At 57.6% G+C, this 17,836-nt stretch carries 19 protein-coding genes; 11 read left to right on the top strand and 8 right to left on the bottom strand.

Annotated features, from left to right (window positions below):
* Window positions 1-172: 172 nt before the first annotated feature.
* Window positions 173-754, bottom strand: coding sequence for a helix-turn-helix domain-containing protein (locus ACPYOJ_RS18790; protein ID WP_481417606.1), 582 nt, complete (start codon window positions 752-754; stop codon window positions 173-175).
* A gap of 581 nt (window positions 755-1,335) precedes the next feature.
* Between ACPYOJ_RS18790 and ACPYOJ_RS18785 the strand changes: the two genes are divergently transcribed.
* Window positions 1,336-2,541 carry a sensor histidine kinase gene (locus ACPYOJ_RS18785; RefSeq protein WP_481417605.1) on the top strand — a complete coding sequence of 402 codons (1,206 nt, stop codon included), beginning with the start codon at window positions 1,336-1,338 and terminating at the stop codon, window positions 2,539-2,541.
* A 135-nt stretch (window positions 2,542-2,676) separates the two neighbouring features.
* On the opposite strand, the gene ACPYOJ_RS18780 is transcribed toward ACPYOJ_RS18785, so the two are convergent.
* Both ACPYOJ_RS18780 and ACPYOJ_RS18775 read right to left on the bottom strand, forming a co-directional pair.
* On the bottom strand, window positions 2,677-2,946 hold the full coding sequence (locus ACPYOJ_RS18780; RefSeq protein WP_481417604.1) for a XapX domain-containing protein: 270 nt from the start codon (window positions 2,944-2,946) through the stop codon (window positions 2,677-2,679).
* 72 nt (window positions 2,947-3,018) lie between these two features.
* Window positions 3,019-3,675: a hydrolase gene (locus tag ACPYOJ_RS18775; RefSeq protein WP_481417603.1), complete on the bottom strand. Its 657-nt coding sequence runs from the start codon at window positions 3,673-3,675 to the stop codon at window positions 3,019-3,021.
* A gap of 415 nt (window positions 3,676-4,090) precedes the next feature.
* Here ACPYOJ_RS18775 and ACPYOJ_RS18770 point away from each other — a divergent pair, with 415 nt between their 5' ends.
* The 8 genes from ACPYOJ_RS18770 (at window position 4,091) to ACPYOJ_RS18735 (ending at window position 10,451) form a co-directional block, all read left to right on the top strand.
* Window positions 4,091-4,786, top strand: a complete 696-nt coding sequence (locus ACPYOJ_RS18770; RefSeq protein ID WP_481417602.1) for a response regulator transcription factor — start codon at window positions 4,091-4,093, stop codon at window positions 4,784-4,786.
* Between the two features lie 174 nt (window positions 4,787-4,960).
* Window positions 4,961-5,587, top strand: a complete 627-nt coding sequence (locus ACPYOJ_RS18765; protein WP_481417601.1) for a hydrolase — start codon at window positions 4,961-4,963, stop codon at window positions 5,585-5,587.
* Window positions 5,588-5,644: 57 nt separating this feature from the next.
* A complete protein-coding gene (locus ACPYOJ_RS18760; RefSeq protein ID WP_481417600.1) occupies window positions 5,645-7,522 on the top strand; it encodes an amidohydrolase in 1,878 nt (625 codons plus the stop codon).
* 11 nt (window positions 7,523-7,533) lie between these two features.
* Window positions 7,534-8,007: a DoxX family protein gene (locus ACPYOJ_RS18755; protein WP_481417599.1), complete on the top strand. Its 474-nt coding sequence runs from the start codon at window positions 7,534-7,536 to the stop codon at window positions 8,005-8,007.
* 8 nt (window positions 8,008-8,015) lie between these two features.
* Window positions 8,016-8,195, top strand: a complete 180-nt coding sequence (locus ACPYOJ_RS18750) for a hypothetical protein (protein WP_481417598.1) — start codon at window positions 8,016-8,018, stop codon at window positions 8,193-8,195.
* Window positions 8,196-8,226: 31 nt separating this feature from the next.
* Window positions 8,227-8,745, top strand: a complete 519-nt coding sequence (locus tag ACPYOJ_RS18745; RefSeq protein WP_481417597.1) for a Dps family protein — start codon at window positions 8,227-8,229, stop codon at window positions 8,743-8,745.
* A 118-nt stretch (window positions 8,746-8,863) separates the two neighbouring features.
* Entirely contained in the window at window positions 8,864-9,706 is an 843-nt protein-coding gene (locus ACPYOJ_RS18740) for an alpha/beta fold hydrolase (protein WP_481417596.1), read from the top strand.
* A 67-nt stretch (window positions 9,707-9,773) separates the two neighbouring features.
* Entirely contained in the window at window positions 9,774-10,451 is a 678-nt protein-coding gene (locus ACPYOJ_RS18735) for a YoaK family protein (RefSeq protein ID WP_481417595.1), read from the top strand.
* Between the two features lie 97 nt (window positions 10,452-10,548).
* On the opposite strand, the gene ACPYOJ_RS18730 is transcribed toward ACPYOJ_RS18735, so the two are convergent.
* The 3 genes from ACPYOJ_RS18730 to ACPYOJ_RS18720 form a co-directional block, all read right to left on the bottom strand.
* Window positions 10,549-11,463 carry a helix-turn-helix domain-containing protein gene (locus tag ACPYOJ_RS18730; protein ID WP_481417594.1) on the bottom strand — a complete coding sequence of 305 codons (915 nt, stop codon included), beginning with the start codon at window positions 11,461-11,463 and terminating at the stop codon, window positions 10,549-10,551.
* Between the two features lie 103 nt (window positions 11,464-11,566).
* Window positions 11,567-12,472, bottom strand: coding sequence for a helix-turn-helix domain-containing protein (locus tag ACPYOJ_RS18725; protein WP_481417593.1), 906 nt, complete (start codon window positions 12,470-12,472; stop codon window positions 11,567-11,569).
* A 255-nt stretch (window positions 12,473-12,727) separates the two neighbouring features.
* Entirely contained in the window at window positions 12,728-13,672 is a 945-nt protein-coding gene (locus ACPYOJ_RS18720) for a LysR family transcriptional regulator (RefSeq protein WP_168833018.1), read from the bottom strand.
* Window positions 13,673-14,024: 352 nt separating this feature from the next.
* On the opposite strand from ACPYOJ_RS18720, the gene ACPYOJ_RS18715 reads away from it, so the two are divergent.
* Both ACPYOJ_RS18715 and ACPYOJ_RS18710 read left to right on the top strand, forming a co-directional pair.
* Window positions 14,025-14,657, top strand: a complete 633-nt coding sequence (locus ACPYOJ_RS18715) for a cupin domain-containing protein (RefSeq protein ID WP_481417592.1) — start codon at window positions 14,025-14,027, stop codon at window positions 14,655-14,657.
* A 1-nt stretch (window position 14,658) separates the two neighbouring features.
* Complete coding sequence (locus tag ACPYOJ_RS18710; RefSeq protein ID WP_481417591.1) at window positions 14,659-15,291, top strand: cupin domain-containing protein; 633 nt, start codon at window positions 14,659-14,661, stop codon at window positions 15,289-15,291.
* 177 nt (window positions 15,292-15,468) lie between these two features.
* Here the strand turns inward: ACPYOJ_RS18710 and ACPYOJ_RS18705 are convergent, their stop codons facing one another.
* Together ACPYOJ_RS18705 and ACPYOJ_RS18700 are read right to left on the bottom strand one after the other, a co-directional pair.
* A complete protein-coding gene (locus tag ACPYOJ_RS18705; RefSeq protein ID WP_481417590.1) occupies window positions 15,469-16,518 on the bottom strand; it encodes an ABC transporter substrate-binding protein in 1,050 nt (349 codons plus the stop codon).
* Between the two features lie 114 nt (window positions 16,519-16,632).
* Complete coding sequence (locus tag ACPYOJ_RS18700; RefSeq protein ID WP_481417589.1) at window positions 16,633-17,739, bottom strand: ABC transporter ATP-binding protein; 1,107 nt, start codon at window positions 17,737-17,739, stop codon at window positions 16,633-16,635.
* Window positions 17,740-17,836 lie beyond the last annotated feature (97 nt).

Here is a 17,836-nt window from a genome sequence, read left to right as displayed (position 1 = left end):
CTTCGGACACGTTTAGCCTCTCTTATTCGTCGAGATCATTATCACTTAGAAGATGATTGATGCCTGGAAAGTGCTCGGGGCGAAGTTTAACGGGGCATCTTGGATGAGATGCAAAGGGGGCCGTCCAGCCGGGAGACCGATGGGGGTCAACTTCTGCTAAGATGGCCCCTGCTCAGCTCGCTGTCATCAGCATATCGGGCCGCCTACTGTATCGCCGCCATGCGCTCGGTGTCATTCCCGTGGCCCGCCGGAAGATACGCGACAGATGAGCTTGGTCTGCAAGGCCACAATCCAGGGCAATTTCGCTCAACGGAGCGTCGGTATGCGCCATCTTGTGCTTGGCGTGCTCCACCCTGCGACTCAAGATGAAGTTATGTGGGGAGGTGCCGAAACTGACTTTGAATGCGGCTGAAAAATAGCTCGTGCTTAACTTTACCAACTGAGCAAGATCGTCGAGCGATATCGAATTCGACAGATTTTCTTCGATAAACCGCTTAAGTCTGTTTACTTGCCAGGGAGCCAAGCCGCCTACGGCAATCCGCTGTCGTTCGTTGTCGGCATCATTCACCACCCCGTATGGGCGAAGGAGATTGGACGCTTTCTTGATCAGGTCGATCGCGATAGCCTCATCGCGTTCCACGCACGTTATGGCGTGCATGACAAGGCGGGATACTTCGTTCGATGTGTCCGTATTAATTTGACTGAAGTTCAGCGGAACGTCGTTCGTGAGAACAGCGGTGCTGGCAGGCATCATCGGTCTCTCCATAACTCGTAAAGTGATGTTTACGGGTTGATATTGAAGCGAATTCTGCCTTGAACAATCGTACGATCATTGTGTTTTGCTAGACATCAGTTCTAGCGGACCATACCTTTGTATGATTGCTGTCCCGTCGGCTGTCTCTGGGAATCGTTGAAATCCCCACCAAGCGTAGGACGATTTCGGAAGGTTGCTACTCTGTGGCATGAGACAGAGCCACAGAGAACTCAGGTTCAAGAAGATCAAGCTCCGAAGCGATTCCGAACTGCTGATCCGGCGGCGTAGATTTTTTGAGATAAAATCTCGTGCGATCGCGATCGCAAGGTGTTAGCGCGGCACTGGGACGAGCATCGGCCTGATCGAATTGCAGCTGCAGGGAAGTCCAAGGCAGTGTCCCACCTTCGTGCTTAACAGCGACAGCACTTCCAAAAACTCCTCCTTCTGCCCGCGACAGCTTTGCCAGCATGTTCGCCTTACAACCGATCCTCTTATAAGCTATCAGCGTTACGCCGCGAAAACTTGAACATATCGATTGCATGTTGAAACCTGACAGCAGGGGACTTGGAGCCCATCAAGACATGAACGGTTCGGAGAAAGAGACGAGCTTCTTTTCGGCCTCGCCACTGAGCTTAGTCAGGCTGGATATCCGTAAAACGCGGGCCCTGATCAGCCACCTCCGTATCATTGAGACGAGCGATCAGACCTCGTGCGATCAACCGACTATCTGCGGAATTACCAACAGTGCCACGATACTTGGCGCCAATCGCTCAGCGAAGACGCTTCTAACAGTCGCCGGAGAAGCCCTGCCTGAGCGGATTGCCGGTCTCCTTCCCGAGACCCTTCAAAGACAGTTTGCCGACGGTCTGATTTCCTTGGTGAAAGGCGCAAACCATTTTTCGTTCGAAGGCGTCCTGAAGGCCGCGAACGGCAACGATATTCCGGCTGTTCTCAACGCATGGCTCGATGGGTATGAACGGCCGGCGTCGGAGGTGTGTGTGAGCATCACTCAGGTCAACCAGTCCAACGACCAAGTGAAAACCGCTCTTCTTGGCGAACTGGCCCATGCCGCCAGAATTTCGTTATTGGGCGAGCTGACTGCTTCGATCTCGCATGAGGTCAATCAGCCTCTAAGTTCGATCGTCACAAGCGCCGAAGCAGGTTTGCGCTGGCTTAGCAACGATGAGCCCAATCTTGAGGAAGTGAAATCGCTGCTCGAGCGCATTGCAAGCAGCGGCAAGCGTGCCGGTGACGTAATTGCCGCATTGCGGGGAATGGCACGCAACACCAAACCCGCAAGAACTGCCGTATCATTGCCAATCCTGATCGACGAATGCGCATTAATCCTTCGCGCTGACCTTGCAAGACGGCAGGTGGGATTGCGGGTCGAGCTATCACCTAATCTTCCCGATGTCCTCGCCGATCGAACTCAGATTCTTCAGGTAATCGTTAATTTGGCCACGAATGCCGCTCAAGCCATGTCCGATGGTCACGCTTGGAACAGAAGCCTTGCTATTCGAGCGCAAGAGCAACGAAGCAATCGAGTTTTGATTGAGGTAGAGGACAGTGGCCCAGGCGTGGATCCCAAGGTCCGCGATAAGCTCTTTGAAAGCTTCTCCACCACGAAGGCCGCAGGAACCGGCCTGGGCCTGGCGATTTGCCGGTCAATCGTGGAGGCGCACGACAGCAAGATCGAGCTTCAGTCGTCCTTGTATCTCGGCGCGCGTTTCAGTTTCAGCCTTGAAACGGCTCAGGCTGCCTCCGCGTCGGCGGTGCGCCAGGGATGACCCCACGCTCGGCAGCCGCAAACGCAAAGACTTCATCTTCATAGAAATGGAGTCTCTGCTCGCGGCGTCGTGGCGATGCCTCGAGGAGCGAGCGGCCCCTTAGCCGCTCTGCAGGGATGACGATCTCTTGGAGCGCTACACGTTGGTATCGACTGGCGTTTTAGATGGCTTCTGGGCTGCCGGCAGGTGCCCAAACATGTGCGGCTTGATTTGATTTAGCCACGAGACCACCGCAGGCTCCTTGTTCCAGAGTGTCTTTGAGAATGGCAAAATCTGTTCGCCAACCAGAATCCCAAGCAGACCGACGAGCGCCACGACCGGTGGTGCTGGCGAGCGAACATTCAACAGGCTGTAAACGATGCCGACGATCAGACCGGCGCCCAACGATAAGAGATAGACCTTCACGAGAAAAACCCTCTTCAAGCAAAAGTGCCGCTCCGTCGAACGAGCGAGGAGCGGCAGACTTTTCCGATAACCTCAGTGGCCTTCAGAGACGTTGAACATCGTCTTGGCATAGATAATACCAAGGCCGTAGGCACCGCCGAACTTCCTGGCAATGCCGGTCGTCATGTCGTAGGTTTCGGTGCGAGCCCAGTCGCGCTGCAGTTCGAGCATGTACTGGAGCGAAGTCATCGGCTGAGCGCCGGCCTGAACCATACGATCCATGGCCCGGTCATGGGCCTCATCGGAAACATCACCGCAGGCATCCGCCAGAACATAGACCTCAAAGCCCTGCTCGATGGCCGAGAGAGCCGGGCCGACGATGCAGACGCCGGTCCAGAGTCCGCTCAGAACGATGCGCTTCTTGCCGATGCGGTTGACTTCGTCGATGACGGCCGCATCTTCCCAGGTGTTCATCGAGGTGCGGTCGAAGAGCTTCTGACCTGGAAACGCGTCGGTGATTTCCGAGAACATCGGACCGGAGAAGCTCTTTTCAGCAACCGTCGTAAGGATCGTCGAAACGCCAAACCCTTTGGCTGCGTGAGCCACGAGGGCCGCATTGTTCCGCAGATTGACAGCGTCGATGCTCTTGGTCGCGAAAGACATCTGCGACTGGAAGTCGATCATGATCAGAGTATGGTCTTTCGGCGTCAGGAGCTTGGAACCCGGCGTCGGCGTTGCTTTGTCACTCATCATGAATTCCCTCTCGTTATGCAGAATTGCAAGAGCGAATTTGCGACAAATCGATACTCGCTGCTTGTCGCATACAAAGGTCGTTTGGATTTTTCTATTTTGAACGTGAGCAGCGATGGCAAAAAGATTGAGGCGGGTGGCACCGTCAATCGCCTCACCGAAAGGAATCTCAGGCAAGCGCCTCTAATTTTTGGAACAAAAGTGCCGTGAATTGACGAATGCTCCCACTTTAAATTTGCGCCTATGGCGATTCCCGCGCGCTGGTGGTAAGCCCTCGGAATAGCTTCGAAAACGGCTTCGGAGGGTTTGCCATGCCAATGCTGACCGTACGTGACAACACCCGCCTTTATTACAAGGATTGGGGTAACGGACATAAGGACCGGCTGAATAGCGATTTGCTGGCATTCTGGCGCCAATGAGCGTTTCGCGCAACGATCAGGCGATTGTGTACATCGTCGAAGATGATGAGGAAGTAAGGCTGTCGCTGGGCAGCTTGTTTCGGTCTGTCGGATTGAGAGCGCAGCTCTTTGGAAGCGCCCGTGAGTTTCTTGATGCGAAACGAGTGGATGGAACCAGCTGCCTGGTCGTCGATGTCAGGCTCCCCGGGCTTAGCGGACTGGACTTTCACGAGCAGCTGATGCGAGGGGGATCATTCATCCCTACGATCTTCATCACCGGATACGGTGATATCCCGATGACGGTTCGTGCAATGAAGGCAGGCGCGGTCGATTTTCTTGCCAAGCCATTTCGCGACCAAGACATGTTGGACGCCGTCGCTTCGGCACTGGAAATCGACCGTCGGCGAAGATGCGAAGAAGGCGAATTGGCAGCCCTCAAAGCTCGGTTCGCGGAAATGAGCCAGCGTGAAAGGGAAGTCATGGCCCTCGTGACGAAAGGCCTGATGAACAAGCAGGTTGCTGGAAAGCTCTCTCTAAGCGAAGTCACGGTCAAGATCCATCGCGGCTCCGCGATGCGGAAGATGGAGGCGCGGACTTTGGCAGATCTGATCAAAATGGCGGAGCTGCTTAACCTGCCAAGCGACTACGGGCCTTTTAAAGCCGAAAGCGTGAGGCGATCGCCTCGTTTAGCTTCTGAAGGAGGCCGTTCGTAGTAAACGGCTTCGCGTCGAGCACTGCCGGTCACGACCCGCCCAGACCGTCTATCCGCGTACGGCTGCGATAACTTTTGAACTGTTTTGGAAAAAAACAGCGATTCTATCCAAGCCAAGCGGGAACATGAAAGTTAAGTGTTCGCTTCAATGCCACTGGAACTCTGGAGCGAATACATGACCGATCTTCCGCTGTTAGAACCCGGTCAACCTGTCCTTCTTATGGTCGACCAACAGGCTGGACTGGCATTTGGTGTCGGATCTGCGGATCGCCAGCTTCTGCTGAGCAATGCCGTTGCATTGGCTAAAACGGCCAAGGTTTTCAATATTCCAACGATCGTTTCGACGTCGGCTTCGAAGGTCTATAGCGGACCGCTCCTGCCTCCGATAAAAAACGTCATACCCGATGTCCCAGTTATCGAGCGGCGCAACATGAATGCGTGGGAAGATGACGCCGTCCGCAGCGAGATTGCCAAGACGGGCCGCCGTAAACTGCTTGTCTCGGGCCTTCTGACTGAGGCTTGCGTCTCATTCCCGGTTCTATCGGCGTTGTCGGAGGGTTACGAAGTTTTCGTCGTTGGCGACACCTGCGGCGGTCTTACGCTGGACAGCCACAACCTTGCGCTTCGCAGGTTAGAGGCGGCGGGGGCGACGATGACTTCATGGATCCAAGTCCTGCTGGAGCTTCAACGCGACTGGACGCGTAAGGAAACCTACGACGGTGCCCGGGCAATCGTGGAAGCGCACGCAGGGGGCTACGGCATCGGCCTCGCCTACGCGCGGGATATGATCCATCCGGTCTAAGCCGCCTGCCCGCATCAACTTCTCGACTGCAATTCTCTTGAAACCCGGGAGCTATCCATGACAGCCGACATCATCCTTCACCACGGCCTGATCACCACGCTCGATCGTTCCAACCCGGCAGCGAGCGCCGTCGCCGTCAAGGAGGGCAAGTTCCTCGCTGTCGGCGATGACCACGAGATCATGGCGCTCGCTGGCCCGAATACGAAGATCGTCGATCTCAAGGGCAAACGCGTGCTGCCGGGGCTGATCGACAACCATACCCACGTCGTCCGCGGTGGCCTGAACTTCAACATGGAGCTCAGATGGGACGGCGTGCGCTCGCTTGCCGACGCCATGAGCATGCTGAAGCGGCAGGTGGCGATCACCCCGCCGCCGCAATGGGTGCGCGTGGTCGGTGGCTTCACCGAACACCAGTTCGCCGAAAAGCGCCTGCCGACTATCGAGGAGATCAACGCGATCGCCCCCGATACCCCGGTCTTCATCCTCCATCTTTATGACCAGGCCCTGCTCAATGCCGCAGCCCTGCGCGCCGTTGGCTACACCAAGGAGACGCCGGAGCCGCCCGGCGGCGAGATCACCCGCGATGCCAATGGCAATCCAACCGGCCTGCTGCTCGCAAAACCCAATGCCGGCATCCTCTATGCGACGCTTGCCAAGGGACCGAAGCTGCCCTTCGACTACCAAGTCAACTCAACCCGGCACTTCATGCGCGAGCTGAACCGTCTCGGGGTCACCGGCGTTATCGACGCCGGGGGCGGCTTCCAGAACTATCCCGATGACTATGCCGTCATCCAGAAGCTCGCCGACGAGGGGCAGATGACGGTGCGGCTTGCCTACAACCTCTTCACACAGAAGCCGAAGGCCGAAAAAGAGGACTTCCTCAACTGGACTGCCTCGGTGAAGTACAAGCAGGGCGACGACTATTTCCGTCACAACGGTGCCGGCGAGATGCTGGTCTTCTCCGCCGCCGATTTTGAGGACTTCCGCCAGCCGCGCCCCGACATGCCGCCGGAAATGGAAGGCGAGCTGGAAGAGGTCGTGCGCGTGCTGGCCGAAAACCGCTGGCCCTGGCGGCTGCACGCCACCTATGACGAGACGATCAGCCGCGCGCTCGACGTCTTCGAGAAGGTCAATCAGGACATCCCGCTCGAGGGCCTCAACTGGTTCTTCGATCACGCCGAGACGATCTCCGAACAGTCGATCGATCGCATCGCGGCGCTTGGCGGCGGCATCGCCGTCCAGCACCGCATGGCCTATCAGGGCGAGTACTTCGTCGAGCGCTACGGCTTGGGCGCCGCCGAAGCCACCCCGCCGGTCGCCCGCATGCTGGAAAAAGGCATCAAGGTATCGGCCGGCACGGATGCCACCCGCGTCGCCTCCTACAATCCCTGGGTCTCGCTTGCCTGGATGATCACCGGCAGGACGGTTGCCGGCATGCAGATCTATCCGCGCCGCAACTGCCTCGATCGCGAGACGGCGCTGCGCATGTGGACGGAAAACGTCACCTGGTTCTCCAACGAGGAGGGCAAGAAGGGACGCATCGAGAAAGGCCAGTTCGCCGATCTGATCGTGCCGGACAAGGACTTCTTCGCCTGTGCCGAGGAGGAAATCTCCTTCCTCACCTCTGACTTCACTATGGTCGGTGGCAGGATCGTCTACGGCGCCGGCGACTTTGCCAAACTTGACGAGAACCCCGTTCCGCCCGCCATGCCCGACTGGTCGCCGGTCAAAACCTTCAAGGGCTACGCCGCCTGGGGCGAGCCTGAGGGTGCCGGAAAGAACTCGCTGCACCGCCGGATGATCGCCTCCTGCGGCTGCGCCAACGACTGCAACGTCCACGGCCACGCCCACGCCAATGCCTGGGGCTCAAAGCTGCCGGTCGCCGACCTCAAGAGTTTCTGGGGCGCACTCGGCTGTGCCTGCTGGGCTGTTTAAAGGGGACAACGATGCAAGCAAACACGAATTCTAAGCCTGAAGCCGAGGTGCTAAAGGCCTTTGGGGCATCCCGCAGCGTGGAGTTCATCGCTCTGCTCGGCCTTTGTTCAGCCTATATCCAGGGACCTCTCGTCAAGATTTTCGATTTCAACGGCGCGATGGCGGAAATGGATCATTTCGGCTTGAGGCCGACGATGTTCTTCGCGGTCGCGGTCATTGTCTTCGAACTTGCGATGTCGGCTCTGATCCTGGCCGGTGTCTTCCGTTGGGCAGCCGCCCTGGCGCTTGCGGGATTCACGCTGTTTGCGACTTTCCTCGCAGTTCGTTTCTGGGAACTTCCGCCGGGAATGGAACGCTCAATGGCCATGAACACCTTCTTCGAACACCTTGGTCTCGCCGGCGCATTCGTGCTGGTCGCCCTTTACGATCTTCGGGGAAAGGCCGCTCAGGATAAGCGACGCGTTCACAATACGCATTCAACGTGAGGTGTCTTATGACCACGAAGATCGACCCGAAGACAGACAGTCAAAATCCCAGTTCGTCCCGACAACCCACGGCCGAGGCACGCCGAGCAACCGAACAATCGCGTGACCGCGAACAGGAACGGCTCGATGAGGCATTGCTTGAGACGTTCCCCGCCAGCGATCCAGCCGCGTCCGGGCGGATGGAGTGATTTCAAAACTCTGAATACCCAGGAGAAGAGAATGGAAGCGCCTTTAAAGGCACGCCGTACGGCATCATTGCACACCCCCACTGGACTAAGCGAGCAGGCTGTTCGAGACATTTCGGCGGGAGCGACTACGTTGCTCGCAGACGTCTTCGCGCTCTACCTCAAGACCAAAAATTTCCACTGGCACATGTCCGGTTCGAATTTCCGTGACTATCATTTGCTGTTGGACGACCACGGCGATCAACTTTTCCAGATGACCAATCCGCTTGCTGAGCGTGCTCGAAAACTGGGTGGGACGACGTTGCGTTCGATTGGCGACATCGCACGTCGTCAGCGCATCGACGACAACGACGCTGACTTTGTGCATCCCCATGAGATGCTCGCTGAGCTCCGCGAAGACAATGGCTCACTGGTAGCCAGCATGCGCGCACTCCACGGCACGTGCGACGAGCACGGGGACGTTGCCACAGCAAGTCTGCTGGAGAATTGGATTGACGAGGGCGAACAGCGAGTCTGGTTCCTGTTTGAAATTCTTCGCGGTACCAACGCCTAGTCGCTGCCGACAAATCGCATCGTTAAGGGTCGCGGGTGCGGCGTTTTCCGCTGCAACGGCTGTTCCGGAGCTCGCATTCCCGAAATCAACCAGCACCTCCCCGAAAGGAAATTTCGAAATGACCGACGGTTTCGTGAAGACCAAGGACGGCGTGAATATCTACTACAAGGATTGGGGTCCGAAGGATGCGCAGCCGATCCATTTCCATCACGGCTGGCCGCTCTCGTCGGACGATTGGGACGCCCAGATGCTGTTCTTCGTGCAGAACGGCTACCGCGTCGTCGCGCATGACCGCCGCGGCCATGGCCGGTCGTCGCAGGTCGCAGATGGTCATGACATGGACCATTATGCCGCCGACGCCTCTGCCGTCGCCGAGCATCTCGACCTGAAGAACGCCGTTCATATCGGCCATTCCACCGGCGGCGGCGAAGTCGCACGCTATGTCGCGAAGTTCGGGGAGCCGCAGGGCCGCGTCGCCAAGGCCGTGCTCGTCAGCGCCGTGCCGCCGCTAATGCTTAAGACGGAATCTAATCCCGGCGGCCTGCCGATCGAAGTCTTCGACGGCTTCCGCAAGGCGCTTGCCGACAATCGTGCGCAGTTCTTCCTGGATGTGCCGACCGGTCCGTTCTACGGCTTCAACCGTCCCGAGGCGAAGGTCTATCCCGGCGCCATCCACAACTGGTGGCGGCAGGGCATGATGGGCAGCGCCAAGGCTCACTATGACGGGATCAAGGCGTTCTCAGAGACCGACCAGACGGAAGACCTGAAGAAGATCACCGTCCCCACCCTCGTCATGCATGGCGATGACGACCAGATCGTGCCGATCGCGGACTCCGCGGAGCTCTCCGTGAAGCTTCTCAAGAACGGCACGCTCAAGGTCTACAAGGGCTATCCCCATGGCATGTTGACCACGCATGCCGACGTGATCAATCCGGATCTGCTCGCCTTCATCAAGGGCTAGGCTGAAACCAGGCCCGCCTTCGCGAATTCGTAGGCGGGCCCTCTTCCATGGACGTCGAGGGGGCGTAATGAGACGGGTACCACTTTCTGTTCTTCTAAGCTTCAACGGCGGCTACGTTGACACCGCCGGCTTCCTTGCCCTGCAGGGATTGTTTCCGGCGCATGTCACTGGAAACTTCGTGACGCTTGGAGCGACTGTCGTGATGGGAGGCTCGGGCGCCCTACCGAAGCTCTTGGCCCTGCCCGTCTTCTGCGTGGTAGTGCTCCTCACCAGAATTGTCGGCCTATTGCTGGGCGCTGGAAAGCCGGTGCTCAAATGCCTGCTGGCCACAAAGGTCGTTCTGCTGTTCGCAGCAGCGGTCTTTGCCCTCCTATACGGACCATTTGGGAACGCCAACAGTGTCGCGAACCTGGTCATGGGCATGACGCTAGTCTCTGCGATGGCCGTGCAGAATGCTCTGCATCGCGTCTATCTGGCAAAGTCGCCGCCCTCGACGCTAATGACCGGCACAACGACCCAGATCATGCTCGATCTCGCGGAAATCGTCGCCGGCGAAAAGGGTGAGAGTGCAGCCCAGGCCTATAGCCGGGTCAAGAAGATGATCGTTGCGGTAATCGCCTTTGCGCTTGGTTGCGCGTGCGCCGCGCTGGCGACTGTGGTCTCGCCCGTGTGGTGCTTCTTCATTCCCGCCGTCTTCAGCATCTTCTCCTTTGTGGCGAGGATTGAGTCCCCCGAAGGCGGTTGAACGAAGCCGGAAGCTTGAATTGACGCTCTGTGCTCGGGCTTCCTGCGGATTGGGTCGATGACTGACTGCGGGTGCCAGCTAGCGCCTGTTCTGCCGGCTACAGATCGTCTTCTTGCTCGGTGCTCGTTGAAGAAACGGGCCGGTACTGCCGTCGCCACTTGCCCGGTGTTTCGCCAGTAACTCCCCGAAAAACCCGCGTCATATGGCTCTGATCGGCAAAACCGCACTGCGTGGCGATATCGAGCATCGAGGCATCCGAGAGCAAAAGATCTTTGACCTTTGCAATCCTGTACTCGATGACCCAGCGATACGGCGTTTTACCGAAAGTCTCCTTGAAGGCCCGGATGAAATAGCTCCGCGATAATCCGCAGATGCCCGCGAGTTCGACAACCGAAACCTGATTGAACGCGTGAGAGGTCAAGAATTCGAGCGCTCGCTTTTCCTGCCATGGCGCAAGAAGGCCGTTCTTTTTTGAAGGAAAGTATTGATTGCCATACGTCTGTGTTAAATGCGCCAGCAGGACAAGGCCAATTTGCTCAAGAAAGAGCGGATTGGGTTCATGCGCACTCACGAGATAAGGCAAGATCGCCTGGGCGAGACCCAATATAACCTCGTCCCTGGTACCCGGTAGACATTCAAACCCGTCGAATTGCGGCCTCCCAAGCTCGTCCAGGAACGAGCGAACACAGGACAAGGGGATATTGAAACGGACATTATCGAACGGAGACAAGTGATGGCACTGCCACTCTTCTCTCAGGTCCGTGATCGCGATCGCCGCCTTTGGATGTCCGCCCTCGAACAGAAGCTTACCGTTCCGCCAAAGACGATGCATCCTGAAATCCACGAGCTGTACGATAGCGGATACCGCCTCCTCACGCTTGCTGGGCGGCGCAATTGGGAGATCGTCTTCGTCGGAGCTGAGGCGTGTTACTGTGATGGCAGACGCCTTGACGGTCCATTTGTTCACTTTGGCGGCGAAGGTTGCCGAAGTACTTTCAGACTCTCTTTCCAACGTCACCATCCGCAAAGTGGTTTACGAGTGATGTCACCGTATGACAATCCTTTTGTAAAATGCAACGATTTCTCGGACGCAGACCAAAGCATCAAGAGAAAGATCAATTGACGCGTCTGTTTTTCCAAGCGGCCGGAGTGACGCCTACTTCCTTGGCGAAGACTTTCGTAAAGTGGCTTTGATCCACGAAACCGCATGCCTTGGCAATTTCCCGCAACGTCAATTGGTGCTCTGAAAGAAATTCTTTAGCAGCATCGACTCTCGCCCGGACGAGCCACTGGTGGGGAGTGAGCCCGGTGACTCTCCTGAAAGCTTGTGAAAAGTGGTTTGCCGAGAGGCCGGTTACCGCTGCGATATCGGAAACCGATAATTCGCGAGCGAGGTTCTCTCGTATGAACTCCTTGGCAACTGCCTGTCGGTGGTGCGACAGGACCGCGTCGCTCTTATTTGCCCTGACGTCAAGGCAATCCTGCAAGAGATGCGCGGCAACCGCGATCCCCAAGTGACCTAAAATCGCTTCCGGAGAAGCGGACTTCCGCTCAAAAAGGGAAAGCAGGACCGTCCCCAGGTTGCTGATGACGGGGTCGCGCTCGGCCCTTCTGCACCGAAGCTCTTTACCGACCAGCCCGGACGAAAGGGCCGCGACCTCTGCAATCAGCGATTTTGGCAGGGTGATCGCAATGGACGACAGCGTCCTTTGCAAGCTCACAGAGGCACCCCCCTCACATAGGTCGACGAGGCAAATGGAGCCTCGACCGCAAAACCGCGGCGGACCCAAACTTCCATCCGCTTTGATGTCGCAATGAACCGTGTCATCGAGATACAGCATCACGAGGTATGCATCGCAGCTTGGCAGTGTAATCCGTGGAAGCTCGCCAGGACCGGCTGTTCTGTATATTTTGGTGACCTCGATCGGCGACGATTTCAAAGGTACAGCCCGAAGCGAACACCCCTCCGGAACGCCGAAGAACGGCGCAAGAGATATGAAACCTGGATAGTCGAGATTCAATCTCTTTCCTCCCAGCGCGGAGCAGGTCACGAACGGCAAAATACAACCGATCGGCGATAACTTCACATCTCTGCTCTCGCTTGAGGAAATGTCAAGCCCGGGGGACCTGAATGCTGATTTAGTCGGTTGATAAAGATCCTCGCCGCAAAAAGCCGAAGCGCTGCGTCACAAAGAGGCAGTACTCCGAGGGTGCGATCGAGAGGTGACCATGACGGCGCCATGAGAGCTTCACAGGGAGATCCGCGTAGCTCTAGGTCAAGCGTCGTCGTCAAATCTGGAATCGACGATGGTCGAATATGGCAAAGAGGCACGATGTATCCGGCGAACGAAATCTCTGACGAAGGGGCCGAGGTTTTCATCATCGAGCGGTGACCGTTCCTCACTGCGCCGAACCAGATAGAGTGTGCGGTGTAAAGTTGGACGTACGATGCGGCGGATCGCGAATATCCCGCGGTTAACGCCGTCGGCAACGCTGCCATAGGGCAGAAAGCTGCTTCTGCCTTCGCTTACACGCGAGCGAATGGCGGAAACGGATTGTATGTCGGTCGTGATGCGGCACGGAAGCGACAGTCGCTGCGCGGTACGCATGACGAGCGAGCCGATGCCGCGCCCGCCTGCGAAACAGGGTTCCTCAGCCAGCGCTTCAGCGAAACTGATCGGGCCTTGGCCCCGGGCATGCCTAGCCGAGGTGACGAACACCAGCTCATCCTCGATGACGGCTTCGCGCACGAGGTTGGGGCGGCTCTCGACATCGTAGGCCAGCGCCAGATTCAACTCCTTACGCTCCAGCGCTTCAATCAAGGCAAAACTCAATTCCTCGACCAAGTGCACGGCCCTTGCCAGGCGTCGTTCGCCGGCATCAATCAGGATGTTTGCGCCAACCAGTCGCATTCGGCTGGGCGTGAGGCCGATAACAAACGGCTTGGTAGCCATATTGGCGGCAGAACGCACGTCCCGCACCGTCCGTTCGAGATGTTGCTCGAGCTCGTTGTAGCGTTCGAAAAGCAGCGCTCCAGCATCTGTCGGAACGACCCCGCGTGAATGGCGATCGAACAGCCGCACGCCCATTTCCCGTTCGAGCTCACGAATCTGGATGCTGATCGCCGTCTGCGCAAGTTCCAGTTGCGATGCCGCATGTGAGATATTGCCTGCCTTTATCACTTCGGCAAAATATCGGAGCTGTCTGAGATTAAGGTTCACCTCGCCGCCCGCCTCCGTAGAACGCGTTCTATTTCCGCAAATGATGCGATCAAAAGGAAAGATGACAGCTAATAAAACGTGCCTGCGATGAGGAACTCATCAACCTCCACCCCTAGCTGCAGCCTCCCAACCACATTCCGAACCACGACGTTATATGCATGCTAGCTCACGGCAAGAATGGAATTTTGCTATCTGCCAGATCAAGATTAGCTTGCTATCTCGCTGCATTGGATGGGAACCGCTGACAGCCTGTCACAGCGTTAAATTTATGGCTTGTGTAATATATCCATCTTAGACAGCACTAGGTGAGCGTGTGAAGATTTCCCCAGGCCAATCAAGAGACAATGAGGATATGAAAACCCAGGAAACGTCGCCGGAAACGCCGGGCATCAATCATAATTCCAAGAATCTGAGCAATGAAGAGAAGATTGCCGGCCTTTATCACTCGAAAAAGGACCGCGTCTTTGTTCGCCCCATCCAGGGCGCCTACAACCTGAAGGAAGAGCTGGATCGTTTGCGCTCGGTCCCGCGCGTCAAGAAGGCCAAGGAGACCGGTTTCGTCGACGGGCCGCAGGCGTTCAGCCGCCACTATGTCGAACCCAAGGACGGCATCACCCAGACCTTCCATCTGCATCTGGAAGAGTATGCGCCGGGCGCCGCATCCCAGAAGCACGGGCACGTCAACGAAGCGGCTTTCTATATTCTCGACGGCACCGGCTATGAAATCCATGACGGCGTACGCTATGACTGGGAAGCAGGCGACGTCGTCATCGTCCACAACAACTGCGTCCATCAGCATTTCAACGCCAGCAAGGAGAAGCCTGCCCGCGCCTTGGTCATCAAGACCAAGCCCATGTATCTCTTCCTCAACATGCTGTTCCAGAAACAGGTGGTCGCCCGCCAGGTCGAGGATACGCCTGAGAGCGCCGGTTTCGAGGTCCGCGAACTCGAAGACGACCTGAACCATCCGAAGGGAGGATACTGATTTGGCGTGGGATGAAACTTCGGTCTGGCTGAACGGCGCCGGCAACGAGCGGCTGTACCAGCGGCTTCTCGATGAGGCCCAGGACGCTCCTTCCCGCAACTCGCGTCGGAAAAAGATCGTCAAGCCAAAGGAAATGCCCTGGGAAATGTCCCGGCAGGGTCTGCTCAAGCATCTCATCAACGAGAACATGAACACCCGCATGGAAACCGTCGATGCCTATATGCAGATCATTCCGCCCGGCTCCCGCTCGGGCAAGCATCGGCATCTCGCCGAGGAATGCGTCTATGTTCTCGAGGGCCGCGGCTACGACATCCATCAGGACTGCGATGTCGAAATTACCGATTCCTTCGAGTGGGTTCCCCAGAAGGAAACCAAGCGCTTCGAGTGGGAGGCGGGTGACGTCATCTACATTCCCCCAAACACGATCCATCAGCACTTCAACCTGCAGCCGGATCGCCCGGTGCGATTGATCTCCGCAACGAACCGTATCTTCAAGCAGATCGGGCTGAACACCCTCGATCAGCTGGAGGACGCGCCGGAATTCGATCCGAAGGTCACGCTGACCGACGACATCGTGCGCGAATATCTGAGGGGCACACGTCAGCCTGCTGGGCATATTCCCGGACATCCGTGATGCAAGGGCATGATCTGCGACACGCAAAAATCACGCGATCGCGGATCATGCTTTAGGTGCCTTCGCGACCATGATCACGGTAGCGCTATTTTCGACCCTCAAGTCACGCAGCATTGCCTCATAAAAATGGCCCGGCCATCGGAATGGCCGGGCCATTTTGCTCTGCACTATACGGTGTCAGCCCGGATTTCCTTGCAGCACAATCTTGTCGTAGAGCGGCTCCCACTTGGAGGCGTTGTCGAGCTTGTCCGCCGGATCGGCGATCTTCAGCTCGATGGATTCGAGCGGTGATTTCACCTTGGTCGACGTCGGAATATAGTTGAGCGAGGTCAGGATCGGTTGACCCTGGCTGATCATGTAATCGGAAAAGAGCGCGGCCGCGTTGGGATGGGGAGCGGTCTTGACGACACCGATCCCGTTGGCGCGGGCAATTGCCGGCTCCAGTGCAAACCAGTCGATCGGCGCGCCATTGCTCTTTGCCTGTACCGGCATGTAGTTGTAGAGCGTCAGACCGAGCGGCACTTCGCCCGCGACAACCAGATTGTTCAGCAACGAATGTCCCTTGCGAACGGAAAGGCCATTGGTCTTCACCAGATCGCGGAAGTACTGCAGCCCCTTGTCCTCGCCCATCGTCTCGACGACCGACGTGAACCAGTCGATGTCCTCGGCTTCGAAGCCGAGCTTACCCTTCCATTTGGGGTCGAGCAGATCCGCATAGGTTTTGGGCAGATCCTCCTTCTTCACCTGGTCCGTGTTGTAGGCCTGAACCCATACGGAAAGCAGCGTGCTGACCCACTCCTTGTGCTCCGGCACCGCGCCCTTGAGCAGATCGGCGTAATATGGCGATTCCGTCTTCTGTAGGAGGCCTTCCCGGTGAAGCGCCTCCATCTCAGGCGCGCTGATGTGGATGCTGTCGACGGTTGCGCGCCCCGCCTTCTGCTCCTGCACGACGCGCTGAAGAACGTCGTCGCCGCTCGCGCGCCAAGTGGTGACCTTGATGCCGTATTTGTCCTCGAACGGCTTGATCAGCGGCTCGAGGTCGTTCTGGGCAATCGACGTATAGAGCGTCAGCTCGCCTTCGGCCTTGGCGGCCGCCTCCAGCTTCGCCTCGCGGTCGGGGGCTGTCGACGTCAGCAGCGAGTCGTCGGCCTGTGATGGTATGGCGAAACTTGCGGCCAGCAGCGAAGACGCGGTCGCAAGCATGAAAAGACGCCTCTGCAATTTCATTCTGTTCTCCTCTTCTTTCTTCTTTGAACCCGCCTTCACTCCATTGCAGGCGGGTTTGTCGTGATTGACCGTCTCCAAACAGGTCATCGACCCCACGAATGGCCGAGGCCGCGATCAGTTGTGGATCAGCGTGCAGTGCTCAGGATGGATATCGACGAAGATCCGGTCTCCGATCGGCGTGCGCAGCGAAGGATGGGCGCGGGCGAGCAGCAGGGTGCCGCCCAGATCGATCTGGAAGTCGATGAACTCGCCGAGGAACAGCTTGGTGCTCACGGTGCCCTCGAGCAGACGGTCCGAGGGGACGCTGTTGTCCGCGGTTTCGAGAAGGCGGACGTTTTCGGGGCGGATCGATACCGTGATCTTGTCGCCGGGCTGCAGGCCCTCATTGCCGGCCATCCGGATCGTACCGATTTCGCTGTCGATCACCCATTCGTTGCTGCGCGTGTCGCGGCTTTTGACCGTCGCCTGCAGGAAGCTCGTCGTGCCGACGAAATCGGCCACGAAACGGGAGGCGGGCTTTTCGTAGATATCCCGCGGCGTTCCCAGCTGGACGATCCGGCCGTTCTGCATCAATGCGATCTGATGGGAAAGCGCGAGCGCCTCCTGCTGGTCGTGGGTGACGTAGATCGTCGTTATGTTCAGCTCGCGCTGCAGGCGCTTGAGCTCGTACCGCATCTTCTCGCGCAGCTTCGCATCGAGGTTGGAAAGCGGCTCGTCGAGCAAGAGCAGCTTCGGCTCCATGACCAGCGCCCGCGCCAGTGCCAGTCGTTGCTGCTGGCCGCCGGAGAGCTTGGTTGCCTCGCGCTCTGCGAAATTTTCGAGCGCCACGACCGAGAGGACGCGATTCACCTTGTCCTCGATCTCCTGCTTCGTGAAACGCTTGCGGCTGACGCGGAGAGGAAAGGCCGCATTCTCGAAAACACTCATATGCGGCCAGATGGCGTAGCTCTGGAACACCATGCCGAAATTGCGCTGGTTCGGCGCAACGAAGACGTTGCTGCTGGAGGAGAAGACCACCGTATTGTTGACAGAGATTATTCCCGTCTTCGGCCGTTCGAGACCGGCGATCGACCGCAGCGTCGTAGTCTTTCCGCAGCCGCTCGGTCCAAGCAGCGTGAAGAGCTTGCCCTCCGGGATCTCGAAGCCGACATCCTGTGCGGCCTTGACGACGTTCCCCTTCTTGTCGGGATATTCGGTGTAAAGCTCCCTGACGGAAAGCATGACGGTTTTCTCCTCATTGCGGGATTGCAGAGACGACATCCACACCCGCCGATCGGGATGTCCGGCCAAAAGCAATTGATCTCCCGCAGCGGCGATC

It is taken from the genome of Rhizobium sp. SVR5-9E (assembly GCF_056755095.1).
The sequence above is the reverse complement of the archived record's forward strand: the minus strand, read 5'-3'. Positions and strand labels throughout refer to the sequence as shown.

What these genes read in the sequence shown, in the direction of transcription:
- ACPYOJ_RS18790 (WP_481417606.1), bottom strand. Translation starts at nt 754, where the DNA reads ATGATGCCTGCCAGCACCGCTGTTCTCACGAACGACGTTCCGCTGAAC.
- ACPYOJ_RS18785 (WP_481417605.1), top strand. Translation starts at nt 1,336, where the DNA reads ATGAACGGTTCGGAGAAAGAGACGAGCTTCTTTTCGGCCTCGCCACTG.
- ACPYOJ_RS18775 (WP_481417603.1), bottom strand. Translation starts at nt 3,675, where the DNA reads ATGAGTGACAAAGCAACGCCGACGCCGGGTTCCAAGCTCCTGACGCCG.
- ACPYOJ_RS18770 (WP_481417602.1), top strand. Translation starts at nt 4,091, where the DNA reads ATGAGCGTTTCGCGCAACGATCAGGCGATTGTGTACATCGTCGAAGAT.
- ACPYOJ_RS18765 (WP_481417601.1), top strand. Translation starts at nt 4,961, where the DNA reads ATGACCGATCTTCCGCTGTTAGAACCCGGTCAACCTGTCCTTCTTATG.
- ACPYOJ_RS18760 (WP_481417600.1), top strand. Translation starts at nt 5,645, where the DNA reads ATGACAGCCGACATCATCCTTCACCACGGCCTGATCACCACGCTCGAT.
- ACPYOJ_RS18755 (WP_481417599.1), top strand. Translation starts at nt 7,534, where the DNA reads ATGCAAGCAAACACGAATTCTAAGCCTGAAGCCGAGGTGCTAAAGGCC.
- ACPYOJ_RS18750 (WP_481417598.1), top strand. Translation starts at nt 8,016, where the DNA reads ATGACCACGAAGATCGACCCGAAGACAGACAGTCAAAATCCCAGTTCG.
- ACPYOJ_RS18745 (WP_481417597.1), top strand. Translation starts at nt 8,227, where the DNA reads ATGGAAGCGCCTTTAAAGGCACGCCGTACGGCATCATTGCACACCCCC.
- ACPYOJ_RS18740 (WP_481417596.1), top strand. Translation starts at nt 8,864, where the DNA reads ATGACCGACGGTTTCGTGAAGACCAAGGACGGCGTGAATATCTACTAC.
- ACPYOJ_RS18735 (WP_481417595.1), top strand. Translation starts at nt 9,774, where the DNA reads ATGAGACGGGTACCACTTTCTGTTCTTCTAAGCTTCAACGGCGGCTAC.
- ACPYOJ_RS18715 (WP_481417592.1), top strand. Translation starts at nt 14,025, where the DNA reads ATGAAAACCCAGGAAACGTCGCCGGAAACGCCGGGCATCAATCATAAT.
- ACPYOJ_RS18705 (WP_481417590.1), bottom strand. Translation starts at nt 16,518, where the DNA reads ATGAAATTGCAGAGGCGTCTTTTCATGCTTGCGACCGCGTCTTCGCTG.
- ACPYOJ_RS18700 (WP_481417589.1), bottom strand. Translation starts at nt 17,739, where the DNA reads ATGCTTTCCGTCAGGGAGCTTTACACCGAATATCCCGACAAGAAGGGG.